The sequence below is a fragment of the Saccharothrix xinjiangensis genome (assembly GCF_039527585.1).
GTDB lineage: Bacteria > Actinomycetota > Actinomycetes > Mycobacteriales > Pseudonocardiaceae > Actinosynnema > Actinosynnema xinjiangensis.
The window spans coordinates 57,250-78,790 of record NZ_BAAAKE010000017.1; the positions used below are offsets into that span (position 1 = coordinate 57,250).

The window sequence follows — 21,541 nt, forward strand, 5'->3', positions numbered from 1 at the left end:
CCGCCACCGCGCGGTATCGCTTTTCAGCAGCTCAGGCCGAAACTTTCGAGTTGAACACCGGCGGACGGCCACGCTCCGCACAGGACTCTTGCACCCGCCAGACAGCGGTAGCGCACAGCCCGAAACAAGACCGAACAAGGAAAGTTTGCTCCTTTTGGTGCACTGGCACGCACTGAGACGCACCGGGAGGTCATTGACGCGACACCTCGGATGCACCTATCGTTTGCTGGGAGTTCCCGAAAGTTTACCTACAGCTTCGAAAGTTTCGGCGACCGTCCTGCAGACCCCCGCCAAGAAGCGGGCGGTGCCCGGCCGACCCCGCACCGGCTCAGGAGGACGCACGAGATGCCACAACTCGTCCTGTTCGCGATCGACATCTGCGCGGTCGTGCTGCTCGTCTTCGGGCTCTACTTCCCGCGGCACCGCCGGCGCGACCTGGTCGTCGCCTACCTCGGCGTCAACATCGGCGTCCTGGCGGTGGCGAGCGCGCTGAGCACCAGCAACGTCGGGGCCGGGCTCGGCCTGGGCATGGCGCTGTTCGGCGTGCTGTCCATCATCCGCCTGCGCTCGACGGAGCTCGACCAGCACGAGGTCGCGTACTACTTCTCCGCCCTCGCCCTGGGGCTCCTCGGCGCGCTGAGCACCTCCTCGCCGTGGCTCAACGGCGGGCTGATGGCGCTCATCCTCCTCACCATGTTCCTCGGCGACCACCGGCGGCTGTTCCGGAGCTACCGGCACCAGATCCTGGTGCTCGACTCGGCCATCACCGACCACGTCGTGCTGATCGCCCACCTGGAGCAGCTGCTCAACGGCCGGGTGCACGCCGCCACCGTCCAGCGGGTCGACATGGTCAACGAGACCACCGTCGTCGACGTCCGCTACGCGTTGACCGCGCGCGGACTGGCCACCGCGACCGGCACGCCCGCACGTTCCGGAGCACACCGATGACCACGATCCCCATCACGCCGGTCCTGGACCGGATGGCCGCCGTCGGCCTCGGCGAGCTGGTCGAGCGCGCCGCGCTCCAGACCAGGGTGGACCGCAAGTACCTCGTCCCGACCGAGTCGCTGCCGCGCCTGCTGGAGCAGCTCCGCCCGCTCGCACGGGTGCTGGACATCGACGGCGAGCGCACCTTCCGCTACGAGTCGGTGTACTTCGACACGCCGGAGCTGGTCAGCTACCACTGCGCGGCCTACCGCAGGCGCAGGCGGTTCAAGGTGCGCACCCGCACCTACGTGGACTCCGCGCAGTGCTGGCTGGAGGTCAAGATCAGCGGCGCGCGCGGCAACATCACCAAGCACCGCCTGCCGTACCACCCGCGGGACTGCGGCACGGTGCGGCCGGGGCGCGACTTCGTCGAGGAGGCGCTCGGCCGCGAGTCGCTGGGCCCCGCCGCGGGCAGCGACCTCGACCCCGTGCTGGTCACCGACTACCACCGCACCACGCTGCTGCTGCCGGACACCGACAGCCGGGTCACCGTCGACACCGGGCTCATCTGGCGCGACCCCGGCTCCGTGCTGCGGCTGCCCGGCGTCGCCGTGGTCGAGACCAAGAGCACCTCGGCCGCCACGCCCGTCGACCGGATGCTGTGGCAGGCGGGGATCAGGCCCGCCCGCATCTCCAAGTACGCCACCGGGTTGGCCGCGCTCCGCCTGGACCTGCCCGACGCGCCGTGGCGGCGGACGCTGCGCAGGCACTTCCGCGCCGCCGCGCCGTCGCTCCGCGGCGCCGGGTCGCCCCTCGTCCCGGCGACGACCCTCTCCCACCGATCCGAGCAGGAGGCATCGTGCGCTTGACCCCACGCGGCAGCGGCGCCGCGTCGACACCCAGGAACAAGGGCATCGCGGTCGCCGCCGTGCTCCTCGCCGGACTCCTCCTGCCGTTGCCGCTGGCGGCCGGCGCCGAACCGGACCGCGGCAGCGGCGCGGCCGACCCCGCCGCGAGCGCACCGGCCGACACCTCGGCCGCCGATGCCGTCGCGGCCTCCGCCGCGGCGGAGGACCTGGTCGGGGACATCACCTTCTCCGTGCCCAGCGGCACCTTCCAGGGACAGGTGTCGGTGTCGCTGGGCACCGCGATCAGCGGCGCCCAGATCCGCTACACCACCAACGGGCAGCTGCCGACCGCGCAGTCGGCGCCCTACCAGGGCTCGCCGCTCCAGTTCACCCGCACCACCCAGTTGCGGGCGCAGGCCTTCGTCGGCCAAGCGGCGTCCGGTGCGCCCGGGACGGCCGTGTACGTCGCCCGCGAGGCCACCGCGACCACGGCGCACGACCTGCCGGTGGTCCTGATCGACTCCTATGGCGCGGGCAAGCCGGCCCGGGAGGACTTCCACGCCGCCACCATGATCTTCCAGCCGGGCAGCGGCGGGACGACGTCGCTGGCCGCGGCGCCGACGGTGGCCACCCGCGCCGGGTTCCGGCTGCGGGGCCAGTCGTCGTCCTCGTTCGAGAAGACGCCGTACCGCCTGGAGTTCTGGGACAACGAGGACGACGACGCCGACTACCCGGTGCTCGGCATGCCCGCCGACTCCGACTGGGTGCTGCGCGGGCCGTTCCCCGACAAGTCGCTGATCCGCGAGGCCCTCGTCTACGACCTCGGCAGGCAGATGGGCCTCCACGCGCCGCGGTACTCGTTCGCGGAGTTCTACCTGAACACCGACTCCACCGGCGTGGGCGCGAACGACTACATGGGCGTCTACATGATCGTCGAGACGATCAAGAACTCCACCAACCGGCTCGACCTCAAGCAGCTGGACGAGAACGACACCACCCTGCCCAAGATCTCGGGCGGGTACATCTGGAAGTTCGAGTGGATGGCCGCCGAGGAGCCGACGCTGCCGTGCACCGGTCCCGCGGCCACCTGCTGGAACTACCTCGAAGTGGTGGACCCCGACCCGTTGCAGCCCTCGCAGCGCGAGTGGTTGCGCGGGCACCTCCAGGAGTTCCACGACGTGCTGCGGGCGCCGAACTTCGCCGACCCCGACACCGGGTACCGCAAGTACATCGACGTCGGGTCCTTCATCAACCACCTGATCGTCAACGAGCTGAGCCGGAACATGGACGCCTACCTCCGCAGCGCCCACTTCCACAAGGACCGGGACGGCAAGATCTTCGCCGGTCCGCTGTGGGACTTCGACCTCACGTTCGGCGTGGGCGGGTACTTCCAGAACGACCAGGCCGCGGGCTGGCAGCACCAGCAGACCAGGCAGCCGCAGGCCAACGACTGGTTCACCCAGCTGCTGCGCGACCCGGCCTTCGTCAACGAGGTCAAGGCCCGCTGGCAGTCGCTGCGCCGCGGCGTCCTCTCCGACGCCTCGATCCAGGGCCGGGTCGACGCCCTGTCCAGGCCGCTGACCAACGCCGCGCAGCGCAACTTCCAGCGCTGGCCGAACCTCTCGACGCGGATGGTCGGTCCCTTCATCACGCCGACCGCGCCCACGTGGCAGGGCCAGGTGCAGGCCGTCCGGGACTGGGCGGTGCGCCGCGCGGCCTGGCTGGACACGACGGCCGCGTGGGGCGGCACGACCACCTCCACGACGCCCACGTCGACCACCACAACGACGACCACGACCACCACGACCACCTCGTCGCCGCCGTTGCCGTCCGGGTGCACCGCCGCGTACGCGGTCACCAACCAGTGGCCGGGCGGCTACCAGGGCGAGGTCCGGGTCACCGCGGGCACCTCGGCGATCACCAACTGGACCGTGTCCTGGACGTTCACCAACGGCGGCACGATCAGCCAGGCGTGGAACGCCGCCGTCACGAGCCAGGGCACGGCGGTCACCGCGCGCAACGCCTCCCACAACGGCTCGGTCGCGGCGGGCGGCAGCACCACCTTCGGGTTCCTCGGGACGGCCTCCGGGTCGCCGGGGGTGTCGGCGCTCACCTGCACGGCGAGCTGACCGGCCCGGTGCGCGGCCCCGCGGGTGCTCGGGGCCGCGCACCGGTGCTCACCAGCCCGAGTTCCCCGTGCCCCGGTGGACGGTGAACGCGTTGCCGACGTCGACCACCGCCTGGCTGCCCGAGCCCTTCACCCCGGAGACGGCCACGCCGTCGAACCGCCCGGAGCCGGTCACCCGGTCGAAGTGCATGCCGTTCGAGCCGGCGTTGGAGACCTGGTTGCCGTTGTCGTCGGTGAAGGCGTCGGCCGCACCGCCCGTGCCGGTGATCCGCACGTCGCCCACGGTCAGGTCGCTGATCGCCTTCTGCCGGCTCAGCAGCAGCCCGTGGTAGGAGCTGTCGTCGAGCCGGAGGTCGCGCAGCACGACCGCGCCGGTGATGTCGGCGCGCTCGGCGAACAGCCAGACCGCCCCGGTGTGGGTGTTCCAGTCCCAGTTGTGGGAGCCGGTGCGGGTGAGGGTGTTGCGCTGGACGACCGTGGTGCCGCCGAACGGCTTCGACGCGTGCCACGTGGACACCATGACGCCGCTGCCGTTGAACACGGTGTCGCTGATCAAGCTGTCCTCGACGCGGTTGTCGTCGCCGCCGTAGATCGCCGCGCCGTTGGCCAGGACCGGCAGCGCCACGGTGTTGAACGCGAACACGCTCCCGCGGACGGTGCCGGCGTTCTCCCACGACCAGATCGCCAGCGCGTCGTCGCCCGTGTTGCGCAGGGCGCTCTGGTCGACCCGGACGTTGGTGGTCTCGCCGTTGACGTTCACGCCGTCCGCCGTGGTGTTGCGGATGCGCAGGCCCGAGGCGTAGAGGCCGTTGGCGCCCTTGATCCACAGGCCCACCTTGGTGTGGTTGACGGCGACGTTGAAGATCGTCGACCCGCTGCCGAACTCGCCCTCCAGGAAGGCGTCGGAGTTGGGCGCGCCGTCGGGGTCGCGCGTGGTCACGTCACCGTCGAAGGTGAAGTCCGCCAACGTGGCGCCGCCGCCGTCGACGTAGAACCCGCCTCGCCGGTTCGCGCCCTGGAGCACCGTGTGCCAGATGCCCGCGCCGCGCACGTCCACGCCGTTGAAGGTGATGAGCGAGGTCACCGCGAACGTGCCGGCCGGGAGCCACACGCCCTTGACCGCACCGGCCTTCGCGGCGGAGATCGCCGCCCGGACGGCCGCGGTGTCGTCCCGTCCGTCACCCGGCCCGGCCCCGTGCGCGGTGATGTCGACGTACCCCGCGGGCTTCGCGAGCGGGGCGTCGGCCACCTCGGCCTCGACGAGGTCGACGGTGATGTGGGCGGTGGCGTCGGTGTCCTTGGCCAGCCGCAGCGCGGTGCCCGCCGGGTAGGTCCGGTCCAACAGGACCCGGGCGTCGTCGAAGAACCGGTGCGGGCGCTTCCCACCCGGTCCGGCGGCGAACGGGTAGTCGCCGTACACCCAGGCGTACTTCGAGGTCAGCGCCAGGTCGCGGACCTTGGTCCCGTTGGCGTGGACGGCCAGCGTCGCCGAGGTCCCGACGCCGTCCGGGCTGTCGGGCAGGCTCGCGCGGACGGTGATCGCGTTGGCCGGCCTGGTGAGGGTGACCTCCACGTGTTGGCCGGCGCCGGTGAGCCGGACGGCGCTGCGCCCGGACGCCTCGGCCGCCTCGGTCGTGTACCTGCGGCTCGGCGCGAGCCTGGTGCCGTTGGTGGCGCCGCTCTCCGCCTCGTAGGTGGTGTAGGGGACGGTGGCGCCGCGCGCGGCCAGCCCGGCGGTGCCGGTCACGGCGATGGCGTCCAGCCGCACGCCGCCGCTGTCGCCCGCGTCGACCTGGTAGCCGACCAGGTTCAGGCCGGTGCGGAGGTCGAGGGTGTGGGTCGTCGTCCGCCCGCTGCCCGCGGCGAGGGACAGCCGCTGCCGCTTGACGCCGTTGGCGTACGCGGTGACGGTGCGCGCCGTGGGCGCGGTGTTGGTGTAGCGCAACGTCACCGTGGCGGTGCCGGCGGCGGTCTGGTTGACCGCGCGGATGACGCGGGCCCCGGTGGTCGGCAGGTCCACCGCGCCGGAGCCGGTGGTGGCGCCCGCGACGAAGCCGGTCTCCAGCTCGTAGGTCCCCGACGGGTTCGGCGGGTTGGTGGTGGTGGCGGTGGTGGTCGTCGTCGCTGTCGTGGTGAGCTTGAGGTGGTCGAGGTTGACGTTGCCGTTGTCACCCGAGCCGTAGGACACCGCGATCGTGTTCACACCCGCGTTGAGCGCCACCGACGCGGTCGTCACACCCCACGACCCCCACCCCGCCGTGACAGGCAAGGACAGCTGACGCGCACTGCCGTTCACCGACAACGTGAGGGTCCGCGCGGAACCCGTCCCGTTGGCGTAGCGCAGGGTGAGGTCGTTCTGGCCGGCGGTCGTGCCGCTGGTGGTGAAGGTGACCCCGGCCGTGCCCCGGTTGGCGTCGGTGAAGCCACCGACGTAGCCGGAGCCGGTGTGGCCCGCGTGCTCGGTCTCCACCCGCGCGCCACCGGCCAACGCGGCCGACTCCGCTTCCAGGGTGACCGGCGCCGCCGGTGCTGCGGAACTCCACAGGGTGATCAACCCCGCGGTCATCAGGACCGTGGCGAGCACCGCCAGGCCGGTTTTGGGCGTGCTTCGGCTCAACATCGTTGTTGTCTCTCCTCGCAGGGAAGGCCCGCCGTCGGGCCGGGGTTCACCCCTTGACCGCGCCCTCCAGCGCGCCGCCTCGCAGGAACAGGCGTTGGAACACCAGGAACAGGGCGACGGGGATGACCGTCGAGATGGCCAGCGCGGCGAGGAACACGTCCAGTTCCACGTAGCGCTGGAGCGCGGGCAGGCGCACGGACAGCGGCTGCACCGCCGGGTCGGGCAGCACCAGCAGGGGCCAGAGGAAGTCCTTCCAGCCGGCCACCACGGCGAACACCGACACCACGCCGATGATCGGCCGCGACAGCGGCAGCACCACCGACCAGAAGATCCGGAACGGGCCCGCGCCGTCGACCCGGGCCGCCTCGAACACCTCGCGCGGCAGGCCCGCGAAGAACCGCTGCACGAGCACGACGTTGAACGCGCCGGCCCCGGACGGCAGCCACACCGCCCAGAAGGTGTTGATCATGCCGGTGTCGACCACGGTCAGGTACAGCGGCACGAGCAGCACGATCGAGGGCACGAACAGCGTCCCCAGCACCACGCCGGTGACCAGGCCGCCGTAGCGGGGCCGCAGCACCGCCAGCGCGTACCCGGCCGTGGTCGCCACGACGAGCTGCACCAGCCACGAGCCGGCGGCCAGGGCCACGGTGTTGGAGAAGTGCTCGTCGATCTCGACCCTGGTCCACGCGGTGGCGAGGTTCGCCAGGTCGAGGCCGTTCGGGAACACCGACAGCGGCGTGCGCAACGTGTCCTGGGTGGGCGTGACCGCGGCCTTGGCCAGCCACAGCACCGGTCCGAGACCGGCCAGCAGCAGGCCGCCCAGCAGCAGCGCCTGCGCGCCGCGCAGCACCCGGCGGGTGGTGGGGGTGGCCCACTCCGAGGGCGAGATCAGGCCGCGGCTCACGAGGTGCTCCAGGACTTGGTCAGCCGGAAGTAGGCGACGGAGAACAGGGCGAGCGCGGCGGCGAGCATGGTGCTCAACGCGGTGGCCGCGCCGTAGTCGCCGCCGAGGCTGTTGGCGAAGGCGTAGTCGTAGATGAGCAGCAGCAGCGTGGTGGTGGAGTTCGCCGGTCCGCCGCCGGTGAACAGGAACGGTTCCAGGAAGACCTGGGCGGTGCCGATGACCTGGAGGATGAAGGTGGTGATCAGCACGCCGCGCAGCCTGGGCAGCGTCACGTGCCACACCTTGCGCCAGATGCCGGAGCCGTCGATCTCGGCGGCCTCGTACAGGTCGGCGGGCACACCGGCCAGGGCGGCCAGGTAGATGATGACCGTGCCGCCCGCCGCCGCCCAGGTGGCCTCCAGCACCAGCGCGGGCATGGCCGAGCCGGGGTCCTGCAACCACTGCCACGGCCCGAGGCCGACCCAGCCGAGGACGGTGTTGAACACGCCGGTCGGGCTCGCGTCGTAGAAGAACTTCCACAGCAGCACCGCCACCACGGGCGGCACCACCACCGGCAGGTAGGCCAGCGCGCTGAACAGGCCGCGGCGCTCGCGGACCTCGCTGATCAGCACGGCCGCGACCAGCGGCAGCGGGTAGCCGAACAGCAGTGCCGGCAACGCGAACCACAGGGTGTTCTCCAACGCCGTCCACAGCAGCGGGTCCGACAGCACGTGGGCGAAGTTGTCCAGGCCGACGAACTCGGCGGGGCCGACGAGGTTGGTGCGCTGGAAGCTCATCACCACCGCCTGCGCGATCGGCGCCCAGGAGAACGCGCCGAACACCAGCAGCAGCGGCAGCAGGAACACCAGGGTGCTCAGGCCGCCACGCCGGACCCACGTGGCGGGGTTGCGGCGGCGGCGCGGCGCGGGCGGCGGGCCGGCCGCCGCCGCGCGGGTCGGGGACTGCACGGCCACGGCTCAGCCCCGGTCGATCCGGGCCTGGACCTCGGCGTCGGCCTCGGCCAGCAGACCGGGCACGTCGACGGCGGGGTCGGTCAGCAGGGCCTGCACGGTCCGGTCGAGGATCTTGTAGACGTCCTGCGTCGACCGGGTGGGCTCGGTGAGCAGCGGCTGGTCGAACATCTTCGACGTGTAGGGGGTCATCTGCGCCAGCGGCACGTTCACGTACTCCCGGGTCCACTCCCGGGCCCGGTCGTAGGTGGCGCGGTCGAGCACCGGCAGGGCGGGCGCGCCGACCGGTTGCCCGGTCTCGGCCAGGGTCTTGGCGTCGGCGACCGCGGCCCCCTGGTCGGTCAGCTTGCCCATGTAGTAGAAGTCGATCCACTCCACCGCGGCGTCCTTGCCGCGGTCGCCGACCTTCGGGCTGACCACGGCCAGGGTGCCGCCGCCCAGCACGCCGGCCTCGGGCGTGTCGGCCAGCGGCAGCGCGGCCACGCCGTAGTCCTCGGGCTTGAGGCCGTTCTGGGTGACCAGGTTGCCGTAGTTGCCGCCGCCGGAGACGTACATGCCGATGCGGCCCGCGGCGAAGTCCTGGTTGATGCCCGCCCAGTCGTACAGGAAGTTCGCGCCCATGCTGTCGTCCTCCCAGCGCATGGCGCGCAGGGTGGTCAGCACCTCGGCCAGCTCCGGGGTGTCGACGGTGGCCTCGGCCCGGTCGCCGTCGATCTTCTCGATGCGGCCGCCGAAGGCGTAGTCGAGCGTGGTGAGGACCCAGCCGCCGGTGTTGCCGGAGGTCATCTGGGCGTAGCCGGCCTGGCCGGTGCGCTCGGCGATCCGCTTGGCCGCGGACCGCACCTCGGCCCACGTCGTCGGCGGCCGGTCGGGGTCGAGCCCGGCCTGGGCGAACAGGGTGCGGTTGTAGTGCAGCGCCTGCCCGTAGGCGGCGATCGGCACGGCCCACTGCCTGCCGTCCGCGGCCTGGCCCGCCTTGGCGACGTTCGGGTTGAGCGCGCCGGCGTAGGGCAGCTCCGAGATCTGGTCGCCGATGTCCGCGACCTGCCGGCGCTCGATCAGGCCGCGGCCGTCGGTGAACGGCACGGTGAACACGTCGGGGATCGTGCCGCCGGCGAGCTGGGCGGTGAACGAGGCGGCGGTCCAGGTGTACTCCTGGCTCTCCACGTCGACGTCCGGGTTGGCGGCCTCGAACTGCGCGACGCGGGCGTCGAACGCCTCGACCGCGCCCTTCTCCAGCCCGGCGTCCACGGCGACCCGGAGGAGGACCTTGCCGTCGGCGCCCACTTCGTCCCGCCCATCGGAGCCGCAGGCGGACAGCGCGAGCGGCAGGACCAGCGCGGCGGCGGCGACCCTGCGGCGGACTCCCCCGGCGGGAGCCGGCGTGGCGGCGGTGAACTTCATCGTTCTGCTCCAGTGGTGGATCAGCGGCGCAGCCAGGCGGCGGCGTCGGCGGGCAGGTGGGCGCCGTCGAGGTCGGCGCTGGCGAGCAGCACCTCGCGGTGGTCGGGCAGGGGCACGGGCGCGGAGCCCAGGTTGACCGCGCACACCACGTCGCCGCGGGTGAACGCGATGACGTCCTCGGTGCGGTCGAGCCAGGCGAAGGACTCGCCGCGCAGCCCGGGTTCGGACCGGCGCAGGGCCAGGGCGGCGCGGTAGAGCGCGAGCACGGAACCCGGGTCCCGCTCCTGCGCCTCGACCGAGCGCTCGCCCCACCCGGCGGCCGGCTGCGGCAGCCAGGCGGGGGCGCCCGCCTCGTCCGGGCCGAACCCGAACGTGGGTCCGGAGCGGGTCCACGGCAGCGGCACGCGGCAGCCGTCGCGACCCGGGTCGACGCCGCCGGAGCGGAAGTGCATGGGGTCCCGCAACGCCTCCGGCGGCAGGTCCTCCACCTCGGGCAGGCCCAGCTCGTCGCCCTGGTAGACGTACAGCGCGCCGGGCAGCGCGGCCGTCAGCAGCGCCGCGGCGCGGGCCCGCCGCTCACCCAGCGCCAGGTCGGTCGGCGTGCCGAACCGCTTGGCCGCGAAGCTGAACGCGCTGTCCTGGCGGCCGTACCGGGTGACCGGGCGGGTCACGTCGTGGTTGGACAGCACCCAGGTGGGCGGCGCGCCGACCGGGGCGTGGGCGTCCAGCGTGGACTGGATGGACTCGCGCAGCTCCTTGGCGTCCCACGGGCGGCCCATGAAGTCGAAGTTGAACGCCGAGTGCATCTCGTCCGGGCGCAGGTAGCGGGCGAAGCGCTGCCGGTCGTCCAGCCAGATCTCGCCGACCAGCACCCGGGGCTCGGCGTAGGAGTCGGCGACCGCGCGCCAGGCGCGGTAGATGTCGTGCAGCTCGTCGCGGTCGATGAACGGGTGCCCGCCCGCCTCGTAGGTCTCCGGGACCTCGGGCAGCGCCGGGTCCTTGACCGGCATGGACGCCGAGTCGACCCGGATGCCCGCCACGCCGCGGTCGAACCAGAACCGCAGCACGTCCTCGTGCTCGCGCCGCACGTCGGGGTGGTTCCAGTTCAGGTCGGGCTGCTCGGGCGCGAACAGGTGCAGGTACCACTGGCCGTCCGGGACGCGGGTCCACGTGCCGCCCGCGAAGCTCGACACCCAGTCCGTCGGCGGCAATTCGCCGTGCTCGCCGCGGCCCTCGCGGAACCAGAACCGCTCCCGCTCCGGCGAGCCGGGCCCGGCCGCGAGCGCGGCCTTGAACCAGGAGTGCTGGTCGGAGACGTGGTTGGGCACCACGTCCACGATGGTGCGGATGCCCAGCGCGGCGGCCTCGGCGATCAGCGCCTCGGCGTCGGCCAGCGTGCCGAACGCCGGGTCGATGGCCCGGTAGTCGGCGACGTCGTAGCCGCCGTCCGCCAGCGGCGAGGCGTACCAGGGGGTGAACCAGATGGCGTCCACGCCGAGGTCCCGCAGGTGGGGCAGGCGGTCGCGCACGCCGTTGAGGTCGCCGGTCCCGTCGCCGTTCGAGTCGGCGAAGCTGCGCGGGTAGACCTGGTAGATCACCGCGCCCCGCCACCACTGCCCATCCGCCGCCGGCTGCCCCGTACTCACGATCCCACCCCTCACTTCGGCATCAACGCACGACGAAGAGACCGATCTACGCTGATCAGATGCGGTTTAGCGCTATATCTGTGGTGTGGGACACTAGCCCGGTCGCCGCAGGCGTGTCAACGAGGGGGACGACCAATCCTCCTACGCTGGCGCACGACCAGAGAGGGGAACGATCCGGTGCGGGTAACCCTGAAGGACATCGCCGAGGAAGCCGGCGTCAGCATCATGACCGTCTCCAACGTGATCAACGGCAGGCACGCCCGGGTCTCCGCCGACACCGTCGAACGGGTGCGCCGCATCGTCGCCGCGCGCGGCTACGTGCCCAGCGCGTCGGCCCGCAGCCTCGCCGCGCGGACCTCCCGCCTGATCGGCCTGCTGGTGCCCGCCGCGGACGAGGACAGCCTCGCCATCAGCCCGCACAACACCGCGATCTTCGGGCAGATCGAGCGCCGGCTGCGCAGGCGCGGCTACCACCTGCTGCTGCGCGGCATCTCCGACACCGCGGAGGTCACCGAGGCGCTGCGGTCCTGGAGCCTCGACGGCGCCGTGCTGCTCGGCTTCCTCGACGAGGAGGTCGACCGCCTGGGCCCCGCCGTGGCCGGCTCGATCCCACTGGTGACCATAGACAGCTACTCGACCAACCCCCTCACCACGGGCGTGCGTTCCGACGACTTCACCGGCGCGCGCCTGGCGACGGCCCACCTCCTCGGGCTGGGGCACCGGCGGATCGTGTTCGCCGGACCCGGTTTCACCGACGTCGGCGTCGTCCACGAGCGGTTCCTGGGTTTCCGCCGGGCGTTCGAGGATTTCGACATGTCCTGTGAGGACGGTGCGGTCGAGGCGGTCAACACCACGCACGAGGAGGGCGTCGCCCTCGGCCGGCGCCTGCTCGCCGACCACCCGGGCGCGACCGCGGTGTTCGCCACGGCCGACATACTGGCGATCGGCATCATCGAGGGCCTGGCCGGGGCGGGCGTGCCCGTGCCGGCCGGGGTGTCCGTGGTGGGCTTCGACGACATCGACCTCAGCGCCTACGTCACGCCCAAGCTCACCACGGTCGCGCAGGACATCGTGGGCAAGGCGACCAGCGCCGTCGACCGGCTGCTGGACGTCGCGGGCGGCGGGCGGCGCCCCGGCTCGCCCCTCGTGCTCGACGTGCACCTGGTGGAGCGCGATTCGACGGCCCCGCCGGGTGGGGTGGGTTGAGGGAGGCCGGTCAGGGCGGGGGCGGACCGAGGGCCGAGGTCGAGGACCGGGTCGGGGTCTGGGCGGCCATCGGGGTAGAGGCCGGGGCCGGGGCAGAGGCCGGGGCTGCCCTCGGGGCACGGGCCGGGATCCACCAGATCGCGGTGTCCGGCGGCAGCACCACGTGCGCGCCGTCGTGGTCCACGGGCGCGCTGGACAGCAGCAGCTCCCCGGCCGGCCCCACCTCCACCTCCACCGGGTGGCCGCCCGCGTTCGCCGCGCACCGGAGCACCTCGTCACCCGCCCCGCGCTCGAAGGCGAGCACGGCGTCGTCCCCGGGCAGCCAGACCAGGTCGTCACCTCCGCCGAGGGCGGGGTGGGCGCGGCGCGGCGCCAGGGCCGCCCGGTACAGCTCCAGGGTCGAGCCGGGCACGCCGTCCTGGGCGGCGGCGGACAGCTCGGCCCAGTCGTCCGGTTGCGGCAGCCGGCTCGGGCCGCCCGCCGGGCCGAAGCCGTAGGGCGGGCGGTCGCCGTGCCACGGCAGGGGCACCCGGCAGCCGTCGCGGTGGCCGTCCCGGCCGCCGGTGCGCCGGAACGCCGGGTCCCGCCTGCTCGCGTCGGGCAGGTCAACCACCTCGGGCAGGCCCAGCTCCTCCCCCTGGTAGAGGTAGGCCGAACCGGGCAGGGCGAGCATCAGCAGGGTCGCGGCCCTGGCGCGGTCGGCCCCCGGTGCGAGCCTGGTGGCGTGCCTGACCACGTCGTGGTTGGACAGCAACCACGTGGCGGGCGCGCCGACCGCGCGCATCGCCGCGAGCGAGTCGTCGACCACGGCGCGGAGGGCGGCCGGTTCCCAGGAGCAGGTGAGGTGGTGGAAGTTGAACGCCTGGTGCAGTTCGTCGGGGCGGACGTAGTTGGCGGTGCGGACCGGGGTCCGGCCCCACGCCTCGGCCACGCCGATCCGCTCGCCGGGGTAGGAGTCGAGGAGCCGCCGCCAGTCGCGGTAGACCTCGTGCACGCCGTCCTGGTCCCAGAACGGGGTGCTGGTCAGGTCCAGCAGCCGGGCCGACCGGCCGTGGTCGGGCAGGCCCTCGGCCTTGACCAGGCCGTGGGCGACGTCGACCCGGAACCCGTCCACCCCGCGGACCGGCCAGAAGCGCAGGATCGCGCGGAACTCCTCCGCGACCTCGGGGTTCGCCCAGTTGAAGTCCGGTTGCTCCGGTGCGAACAGGTGCAGGTACCAGTCGCCGGGCGAGCCGTCCGGGTCGGCCGCGCGCGTCCAGGCGGGGCCGCCGAACAGCGAGTGCCAGTCGTTGGGCGGCAGCTCGCCGCGCGCGCCGCGACCCGGGCGGAAGTGGTAGCGGTCGCGGGCGGGCGAGCCCGGACCTCCCGCCGGGGCCCGCCGGAACCAGTCGTGCCGGTCGGAGGAGTGGTTGGGCACCAGGTCCACCAGGACCCGCAGGCCCAGCGCGTGCGCGTCGGCGATCAGCGCCTCGGCGTCGGCCGGCGTGCCGAAGAGCGGGTCGACGGCGCGGTAGTCGGCCACGTCGTAGCCCCCGTCGGCCTGCGGGCTGACGTAGAACGGGGACAGCCACACCGCGTCCACCCCGAGGTCGCGCAGGTGGGGCAGGCGGGACCGCACGCCGTTCAGGTCGCCAACCCCGTCGCCGTTCGAGTCGGCGAAGCTGCGCGGGTGGACCTGGTAGATCACCGCGTCCCGCCACCACTGCCCGTCCGCCACCGTGCCCGCCCTCCACCGCCGACCACGCCAGGTTTAGCGCTATACCGTCGCGACGGTAGTGCGCCCGCCTCGACGGCGTCAACGGATGGGGGCGAACGAGGGCTCGGACTTCCGGCGCGCCAAGCCGACCGCGCACGCGGTGAGCGCGGCGAGCGCGAACAGGGCTTCCAGGGCGCCGCCCCACCTGGTCGCGACGGTGACGCCCGTCCGCAGCGGCACGGTCTCCACGAGCACGTCCTCGGTGAACAGCTCCGAGGAGCGCGCCACGCCGCCGTCGGGCCGCACCACCGCGCTCACGCCGCTGAGGGCCGCCACGACCGCGGCGCGGCCGTGCTCGACCGCGCGCAACCTGACCATGGCGAGCTGCTGGTGGGTCATCTCACCGCGTCCGTACCAGGCGTTGTTCGTCGGCACCACGAGCAGCTCCGCGCCGCGGGCGGCGCTGTCGCGCAGCACCGCGTCGTAGGCCACCTCGTAGCAGATGCCCACGCCCACCCTCGCGCCCGCGACGTCCAGGACGCCCGGTTCGGCGCCGGCGCGCAGGTCGGGCGCGTCGGCGAACGGGGTGACCAGGCGGGCCAGCGGACGCAGCGGGATGTGCTCGGCGAACGGCACCAGCTCCTGCTTCGCGTACGACTCGCCCGCGCCGGTGCGCGGGTCCCACGCGACGACCGCGTTCTCCTCCTCGCCGCCGACCCGGCGCAGCGCGCCCACCAGGGTGGGCACGCCCAGGTCCGCCACGGCCCGGTCCAGCACCGGGTCGCGGTCGCCGGTGGAGGTCGCGCTCTCCGGCCACACCACGAGGTCGGGCGCGGGCACCTCGCCCGCGCGGACCGCGTCCGCCAGCTCGGCCGTGACGCGCAGGTGGTTGCGGCGCAACACCTCGCGCCGGCCGAGCAGCCCCAGGCCCGCGTCCGGCGCGTTGCCCTGCACCACGGCGACGGTGAGCGACCCGGCCCGCGCGTCGACGCCGACGAGCGGCGCGACGGCCAGCGCCGCCGCCAGCGGGAGCACCGGCCAGGCCCGCCGGGGGTCGCGCGGCCGGACCGCCCAGGCCGCCGCGCCGAACCCCGTCGCCACGACCGCGAACGTCACCAGCGGCGCGCCGCCGATCGCCGCGAGCGGCAGGTAAGGCCCCTCGACCTGCCCGAACGCCACGCGGCCCCACGGGAAACCGTTGAAGGGCACCCTGCTGCGCGCCGACTCCTGGAGCACGAACAGCAGCGCCGCCCACACCGGTGCGGCGGGCAGCCGCACCACGAGCGGCACCAGCGCGCACGCGGCGGCCGTGAACAGGGCCATCAGCGCGGACAGCGCGAGCCACGGCGCGGGCCCGAAGTCGCGCCCCAGGAAGTCGTCGACCCACACCAGGTGGGGCAGGAAGAACCCCAGGCCGAACAGGAGGCCCAGCAGCGCCGCGCGGCGGGCGCGGGCGCCGTCCAGCGCGAACCACAGCACGGCGAACGCGACGACCGCCGCCCACCAGGACTCGCGGGGCGGGAACGCCACGTGGAGCAGCGCCCCGGCCGACGCGGCGGCGGCGTGGCGCCGGAGGTCAGGCACGCGCGGCGCCGGCCCGGCGGACGTACGCCGGCGCGCGGTCCTCGCGCAGCAGCGGGAACGCCATCCCGACCAGCAGCGCCGCGACCGCGTAGCCGAGGACGAGCTGGCCGACGCGACCGGTGAAGTCGCCCGCCAACGGGGGCACGAGCACGGCGAAGACCGCGACGAGCGCGCCCAGCCCGGTCCGCGCCCGCGCCGGCAGCCGGGTCGCGGCGAGGGGCGCCACCGCCCACAGCAGGTACCAGGGCTGCACCACCGGGCCGAAGGCGACGACCAGGCCCAGCGCCAGGCCCAGCGCCGTGACCCCGTCGACCCGCCCGCCGAGCTGCCGGCGCAGCACCACCCCGATCCCGCACACCACCAGCGCGGCGCCGACGACCTTGCCGATCACCATCGCCGCCGGCGCGAGGGGCGCGCCGAACGCCGAACCCGCTCCCCCGACCAGGAAGCCGAACCAGTTCGTCGGGGCCAGCCAGCTGCTCACCCGCCCCGACGTGCCCAGCGCGCCCACCCAGCCGAACCCCAGGCCGGTCGCGGACGAGACCGCGACGGACACCACCGCGAAGGCGGCGACCATGCCGAGACCCGCCAGGAGGAAGTCCCCGGGCCGGCCGCCACGCCGGCGCGCGAGCGCGGTGCCGACCACCGCCAAGGCGACCAGGGCGGGCAGCTTCACCTGGGCGCCCAGGGCGATGAGCACCACGCCGAGCGCCAAGGGCCACCACTCGACCCGTGCGCCTCGCGTTCCCGGCGTCCCCAGCGCGTCCAGCGCGATGGCCGTGCCGGCGAGCATCAGCCCCAGCATCAGGGAGTCGTTGTGCGCGCCGGCCACCAGGTGCCAGGGCACCAGCGGGTTGAGCACGCCGAGCCAGAGCGCGCCGCGCCGCGACGCGCCCGCGGCGGCGGCCAGCCGGGGAACCGCCCACACGACCAGGACCAGCCCCAGGACCCCGGTCAGGCGGTGCAGGAGGACGCCCGTCACCGGGTCGCCCGCCGACACCTGCGCGACCAGCCGCTCGACCGCGCCGAACACCGGGCCGTAGGGCGACGGCGTGTCCCGCCAGTGCTCCCCCACGCGCCCGACGACCTCCGACGCCGCGCCCAGCCCCTGCGCCGGACCGACGGCGTTGGGGTCGAGCCCGCGTGCCGCGACCTCGCCCTGCGCGAGGTAGCTGAAGACGTCGCCGCTGAACAGGGGCGGCGCGACCAGCAGCGGGGCGCACCAGAGCGCCAGCGTCCGCGTCAGCCCGCGCGCGGACGGCCGGGCGGGGCCGGTGGCGAGGACGCGACCGAGCAGCGCCCACGACAGCACCAGCAGCCCGACCCCGGTGACCCCGGCCGCGAGCGACAGCGTGGCCGCGGCGGACGACGGCGACGACGACACCCCTGCCCAGGCGGCCCCGGTGAGCAGGAGGACGCCGCCGAAGCCGGTCCAGCGGAGCCGGTCGTGCGACCGGGCGCCGGGCGACCCGCTCGGGCGGTCGGGGGGCCGGGGACCTGCGACGGGCGCGGGTCGGCCCGCCGTCGAGAGCGACATCCGTCCTCCGGGCGACGCGGTGCGCGTGAACCGGAGGTGGTGCGCACGGTGAACTGGTGACGGTGCGATCTTGGTCGCTCGCGCGTCATCCCGGATCGCACTGCGGTCGGATGTCGCGTACGACCGGAGGAGGACCCGGGGTCGTCACCTGCTGCCGATACCTGCCGCCGGCCCCGATCCGGGCGGGGCGCGTCACCGCGCGCCCCGCCCGAGTGGGCCGGCTGTGGCGATCAGGCCGCTTGAGCCTGGTCGTAGAGGTTCTGGGCGTCGGCGCCGAAGTACGGGCCGAACATCCAGGTCGGAATGATGTTGATCTTGTAGCTGTTCACGGAGTTGACCGTGCCGGCGCCGGTGGCCTCGGAGAACGACCGGAACCAGGGACCGCCGCTGGCGCCGCCGGTCATGTTGCACGTCATGCCGATGCCGTTGCTGAGGAAGGCGTTGAACGTCCGCCCGCTGCAGTAGACGAGCCTGGTGCCGTCGTAGGGCGCGGCGGCGGGGTAGCCGAAGGCGTACATGTCGGCCGCGCGCGACTGGTTGAACGCGATGCCCTGCGCACCGACCACGTCGGTGAGGGACTGGCCGTTCAGCTGCCCGACGACGATCGCGCCGATGTCGTAGTTGATGTCCTCGGTCGCGTCCCACTGCGGGGTGGCCAGGGTGCGCCGGGCGTTCCACGTGCCGTACGGGGCGTTCCCGTTGTCGTAGGCCGGGACGAAGGCGACGTTGGTGTGGTACGCGCCGTCGAGCTTGACGCAGTGGCCGGCCGTGATGACCGTGCTCTTGTTGCCGCTGGTGACGGCGCCGCCGCTGCACGAGGCGTTGCGACCCTGGTAGGTGAAGAACACGCGGCCCGTGGTCGACACGACCGAGCCGCCGCCGGTCCACGCGCTGCCCCCGTTGGGCAGGGCCGTGGGCGCGACGGAGGCCGGCTCGCCCGCCGGGACGGTGACGCGCAGCGCCGAGGCGTCCGCGGTGCGCACGTCGAGCGGGACGGCGGCGCGCATCCGCTCCGGGGTCCAGTAGGTCCCGGGCGTCGCGGCTTGCACCGCGGGCACGGCGACCAGGGACAGCGCCAGCGCGCTCAGCAGGGTTGACAGTCGTTTTCCGGCACGGTTCATGATCTTCCACCTTTCGTGGGTCGATCAGAGGCAGGGACCGTGCTGTGGAAGTTACTCAGCGCAACGCCCGATCGTCTCCGGCGAACGGGTGAGAAATTTTCGCGTTGACGGCGCGGTTCGGCGGCGCGGCGCGGCGTGGCCCGGCGGCCCGGCGCGGTTCGGCAGCCCGGTTCAACGGCCTTGCGCGGTTCAACGGCCCGGCCCGGTTCGGCAGCCCGGACCGGTCAGCCGCCCGGACCGGTCAGTCGGCCCGCAGCGGCGAGCCGAGCAACCAGTTGCCGGGCGCGTCCGCGTCCGTGCTCAGGTAGAACTCCTCGATGGCCGTGCGGAACTCGGCGTGGCTGATGCTGCCGCTGCCGTTGCGGTCGAGCCGCCGGAAGGCGGCGGAGGAGGTGGACGGGTTGATGCCCAGGGAGTCGTACATCCGCACGTACTCGTCGAGTTCGATGGCGCCGCTGCCGTCGGTGTCCAGCGCCCGCATGAGCGCGTCGATGATGGACAGCACCACCCGCTCGAAGTTCTCCGGCGAGGTCACGCTGGACCGCATGACCTCGATGAACTCCTGCCGCCCCACCCGGCCGTCGTCCGCGACCCCCGCGTCGAGCAGGAGTTCCCACCACCCGGTGAACGCGTCGCGCATGGCGGCCTTGTTCTCCTCGTCGTCCGGGCGCGGCAACGCGGTGAACAGCTCCGCCATCCGCTCGAAGTCCTCGCGGGTGAGCAGGTCGTCGTCGGTGTGGTCGAACCAGTCGAAGAGGATGCTGAACTTGTTCTCCGTGGTGTCCTGCGCCATCGGGCCCACCTCGATCCGTGAGGAGCCGACACGACGTCGGCGACGCTGGTGGCGCGAGTCGCGGGCGACGCGCACAGCTCCGGATCCTACGATGCCCCGACCAGGCGAATAAGGGGCCAGGAAAGCGATTCCCGCCTGTTCGACCGGTATCCATTGTGGACTTTTGAGTGGTCATCCCCCGGCGAGGCGACCGGAACCCCGGCCGACCACGCGTCGCCGCTGCCACGAGGACGGCTCGTCGGGGTCGGTCGCGGCGCCCTCGCACAGCACGTAGTGGCGCGGCGCCATCGCGGTCGGGTGGGCGGACAGGCGGGACAGGCACCGGGCGTGCGCCTCCTCCGGCGTGCCGACCGCCTCGGTGGCCTCGACGTAGGCGACCAGCGGCCTGCCACCGACCTCGCCGAAGAGCCGGGCGCGCCCCGGGCCGAAGACGTCGTCGAGCAGCTGCTGGGCTTCCGCGAGCCGAACCCAGCAGGAGTCGACGAACAGCCAGCCCTCGCCGCGCGGCACCGGGGGCAGGTCGATGGCGGCGCTCATCAGGGGCCCGTCCAGGTCGTGGTCGGCGGCGGCCACCAGGAGGCGTTCCACCGCGAGCAGCACCGCCTCGACCTCGGCCCGCCCGATGCGGTCGGCGTCCCCGGTCCAGCCGTCCAGCACGAGCACCTCGTCGATCCGCCAGAGGTCGAAGCGCAGCGGGGCGGGCGTGGACTCCATCGGCCGCCAGGTGAACTCGGTCGGCGGAGTGGCGGCGGGACCGCCGTCGCCCGCCGGGCGGGAGCGGAAGTAGTTGGCGGCGTTGTTGAAGATCGGGGGGAAGTAGTTGAACGCGACCCCGCGCTCGTGCTCCACGCGTTCCGCGATCGCGTGGAGGTCGTAGGCGTTGTAGAGCGCGTTCATCGAGGCCCGCACCATGCCCGCCCGCACCCGCTCGCCCAGCTCGTCGAACGTCGCCCGCAGGCAGTCGACCTCGACGAGGTTGGAGATGGCGAGCGTGCCGACGTAATCGGTCAGCCTGCGGTCGAAGAACCGGTTGTTGGACAGGGCGCAGAAGGTGTGGGTCGAGTAGCCGGTCCGCTCCGACAGCACCGCCAGGACCGCCGCCAGGACGATGGTGGACCGGTCGAGCGACGTGCGCGCCTCGATCCGCGCCAGGGCCGCCGCGCCGGCGTGCGACACCATCTCCGCCGCGCACGACTCCCCCGGGCCGGGCGCCGCCGCGCCGGGTCCCCCTGCGCCCGGCTCCCCCAAGCCCGACTCGCCCGGGCCGCGACTCGACGGGCACGCCAGCGGGTTGGGCGGCATCCGGCGGAGCCGGTCACCCCAGTAGCGCAGGGAAGCTTCGGCGCGCCTGCGCATCGACGGGCGCTGCTCGGCCTCCGCCTGGTCGACCGGCTGGTGCCGCGGCGGGCCGACGACGCGGGCCGCGGGGTCGGCGAGCATCTCCTCGACCTCGGCGCCGAGGACCACCATCGCCTTGTGGTCCGCCGCCAGGTGCGAGCACCTCAGGACGCCCGCGAGCACCCGGCCGTCCGCGACCGCGACCGCGGCGCTCACCGGGAGGTCCGTCGCCGGGTCGTACGGCAGCGCGTTCACCGCGTCGTCCAGGACCCGGTCCAGGTCCGCCGGGTCGGTGTCGTCGACCTCCAGCACGCGCAGGGGCAGCTCGCCCGAGTCGACGACCCGCTGCCGGCGGTCGGGGAGGTAGTGGGTCCGCAGCCCCTCGTGCCGGGTCAGCAGCACGGACAGCGCCTCGGCGAAGTCGGCCACGCCGACGCCGGGGCCGGGCCGCACGCGCCGGAACTGCATGCCGTAGGCGACGGCGCCCGAGCGGCTGAGCCACTTGTGGATGTTGAGCTGACCGAGGGTCATCGGACCCTCTACCGCGCGTAACCCGCCAAAACGAACCGACGCGGTTTCCGCCAACTTCGGGACGGCCACTGATCCTCCTCGTGCCCGACGGTTCCTGGGACCAGTTATTTCCGGCAGAAGGTATAGGCACGTCGGCGTTCGCACACAGGCACCGATCGGGCCAACCGCGTTGACCCATTCACCGCCCCGTACGAAGCCGATACCGGAACAGGGATCATCGCCGCAGCTCAGAGGAGGTGTCCAGTTGGAGCTGGTAATTTTATGCCAACGTCGGGCCGTTGTCAGCGCCACTGCCCGGTGATTCT

Annotated in this window: 15 protein-coding genes; 4 read left to right on the forward strand and 11 right to left on the reverse strand. The window is 73.4% G+C overall.

The window, feature by feature from the left end:
- Window positions 1–345: 345 nt before the first annotated feature.
- Genes ABD223_RS28045 through ABD223_RS28055 form a run of 3 tightly spaced genes read left to right on the forward strand, consistent with a single transcriptional unit; the run spans window position 346 to window position 3,904 of the window.
- Window positions 346–948 carry a DUF4956 domain-containing protein gene (locus ABD223_RS28045; RefSeq protein ID WP_344039568.1) on the forward strand — a complete coding sequence of 201 codons (603 nt, stop codon included), beginning with the start codon at window positions 346–348 and terminating at the stop codon, window positions 946–948.
- Window positions 945–1,796 (forward strand): polyphosphate polymerase domain-containing protein, encoded by an 852-nt coding sequence (locus ABD223_RS28050; protein ID WP_344039569.1) that lies wholly within the window; start codon window positions 945–947, stop codon window positions 1,794–1,796. Before ABD223_RS28045 ends, ABD223_RS28050 begins: the two co-directional genes overlap by 4 nt.
- The gene (locus ABD223_RS28055) at window positions 1,787–3,904 is read left to right on the forward strand and encodes a CotH kinase family protein (RefSeq protein WP_344039570.1); all 2,118 of its coding nucleotides are present in this window, start codon (window positions 1,787–1,789) and stop codon (window positions 3,902–3,904) included. The genes ABD223_RS28050 and ABD223_RS28055 overlap by 10 nt, the downstream gene beginning before the upstream one ends.
- Window positions 3,905–3,952: 48 nt before the next feature.
- Here the strand turns inward: ABD223_RS28055 and ABD223_RS28060 are convergent, their stop codons facing one another.
- Genes ABD223_RS28060 through ABD223_RS28080 form a run of 5 tightly spaced genes read right to left on the reverse strand, consistent with a single transcriptional unit; the run spans window position 3,953 to window position 11,433 of the window.
- Entirely contained in the window at window positions 3,953–6,523 is a 2,571-nt protein-coding gene (locus tag ABD223_RS28060; RefSeq protein ID WP_344039571.1) for a CBM35 domain-containing protein, read from the reverse strand.
- A 46-nt stretch (window positions 6,524–6,569) separates the two neighbouring features.
- Window positions 6,570–7,430 (reverse strand): carbohydrate ABC transporter permease, encoded by an 861-nt coding sequence (locus tag ABD223_RS28065; protein WP_344039572.1) that lies wholly within the window; start codon window positions 7,428–7,430, stop codon window positions 6,570–6,572.
- Window positions 7,427–8,383, reverse strand: coding sequence for a carbohydrate ABC transporter permease (locus ABD223_RS28070; RefSeq protein WP_344039573.1), 957 nt, complete (start codon window positions 8,381–8,383; stop codon window positions 7,427–7,429). The genes ABD223_RS28065 and ABD223_RS28070 overlap by 4 nt, the downstream gene beginning before the upstream one ends.
- 3 nt (window positions 8,384–8,386) lie before the next feature.
- Window positions 8,387–9,784 carry an ABC transporter substrate-binding protein gene (locus tag ABD223_RS28075; RefSeq protein ID WP_344039574.1) on the reverse strand — a complete coding sequence of 466 codons (1,398 nt, stop codon included), beginning with the start codon at window positions 9,782–9,784 and terminating at the stop codon, window positions 8,387–8,389.
- Window positions 9,785–9,804: 20 nt separating this feature from the next.
- The gene (locus tag ABD223_RS28080; RefSeq protein ID WP_344039670.1) at window positions 9,805–11,433 is read right to left on the reverse strand and encodes a glycoside hydrolase family 13 protein; all 1,629 of its coding nucleotides are present in this window, start codon (window positions 11,431–11,433) and stop codon (window positions 9,805–9,807) included.
- A gap of 174 nt (window positions 11,434–11,607) precedes the next feature.
- On the opposite strand from ABD223_RS28080, the gene ABD223_RS28085 reads away from it, so the two are divergent.
- Entirely contained in the window at window positions 11,608–12,636 is a 1,029-nt protein-coding gene (locus tag ABD223_RS28085) for a LacI family DNA-binding transcriptional regulator (protein ID WP_344039575.1), read from the forward strand.
- Between the two features lie 10 nt (window positions 12,637–12,646).
- Here the strand turns inward: ABD223_RS28085 and ABD223_RS28090 are convergent, their stop codons facing one another.
- The 6 genes from ABD223_RS28090 to ABD223_RS28115 all read right to left on the reverse strand — a co-directional run bounded on the left by ABD223_RS28090 (window position 12,647) and on the right by ABD223_RS28115 (window position 21,236).
- Window positions 12,647–14,353 (reverse strand): glycoside hydrolase family 13 protein, encoded by a 1,707-nt coding sequence (locus ABD223_RS28090; protein WP_344039576.1) that lies wholly within the window; start codon window positions 14,351–14,353, stop codon window positions 12,647–12,649.
- Between the two features lie 78 nt (window positions 14,354–14,431).
- Window positions 14,432–15,916 carry an apolipoprotein N-acyltransferase gene (gene lnt / locus ABD223_RS28095; protein ID WP_344039577.1) on the reverse strand — a complete coding sequence of 495 codons (1,485 nt, stop codon included), beginning with the start codon at window positions 15,914–15,916 and terminating at the stop codon, window positions 14,432–14,434.
- Entirely contained in the window at window positions 15,909–17,453 is a 1,545-nt protein-coding gene (gene mptB, locus ABD223_RS28100) for a polyprenol phosphomannose-dependent alpha 1,6 mannosyltransferase MptB (protein ID WP_344039578.1), read from the reverse strand. Before mptB ends, lnt begins: the two co-directional genes overlap by 8 nt.
- Before the next feature lie 230 nt (window positions 17,454–17,683).
- Window positions 17,684–18,574, reverse strand: coding sequence for a trypsin-like serine peptidase (locus ABD223_RS28105; RefSeq protein WP_344039579.1), 891 nt, complete (start codon window positions 18,572–18,574; stop codon window positions 17,684–17,686).
- 241 nt (window positions 18,575–18,815) lie between these two features.
- Entirely contained in the window at window positions 18,816–19,367 is a 552-nt protein-coding gene (locus tag ABD223_RS28110) for an EF-hand domain-containing protein (RefSeq protein ID WP_344039580.1), read from the reverse strand.
- Window positions 19,368–19,538: 171 nt separating this feature from the next.
- The gene (locus ABD223_RS28115) at window positions 19,539–21,236 is read right to left on the reverse strand and encodes a hypothetical protein (RefSeq protein ID WP_344039581.1); all 1,698 of its coding nucleotides are present in this window, start codon (window positions 21,234–21,236) and stop codon (window positions 19,539–19,541) included.
- Window positions 21,237–21,541: the final 305 nt, after the last annotated feature.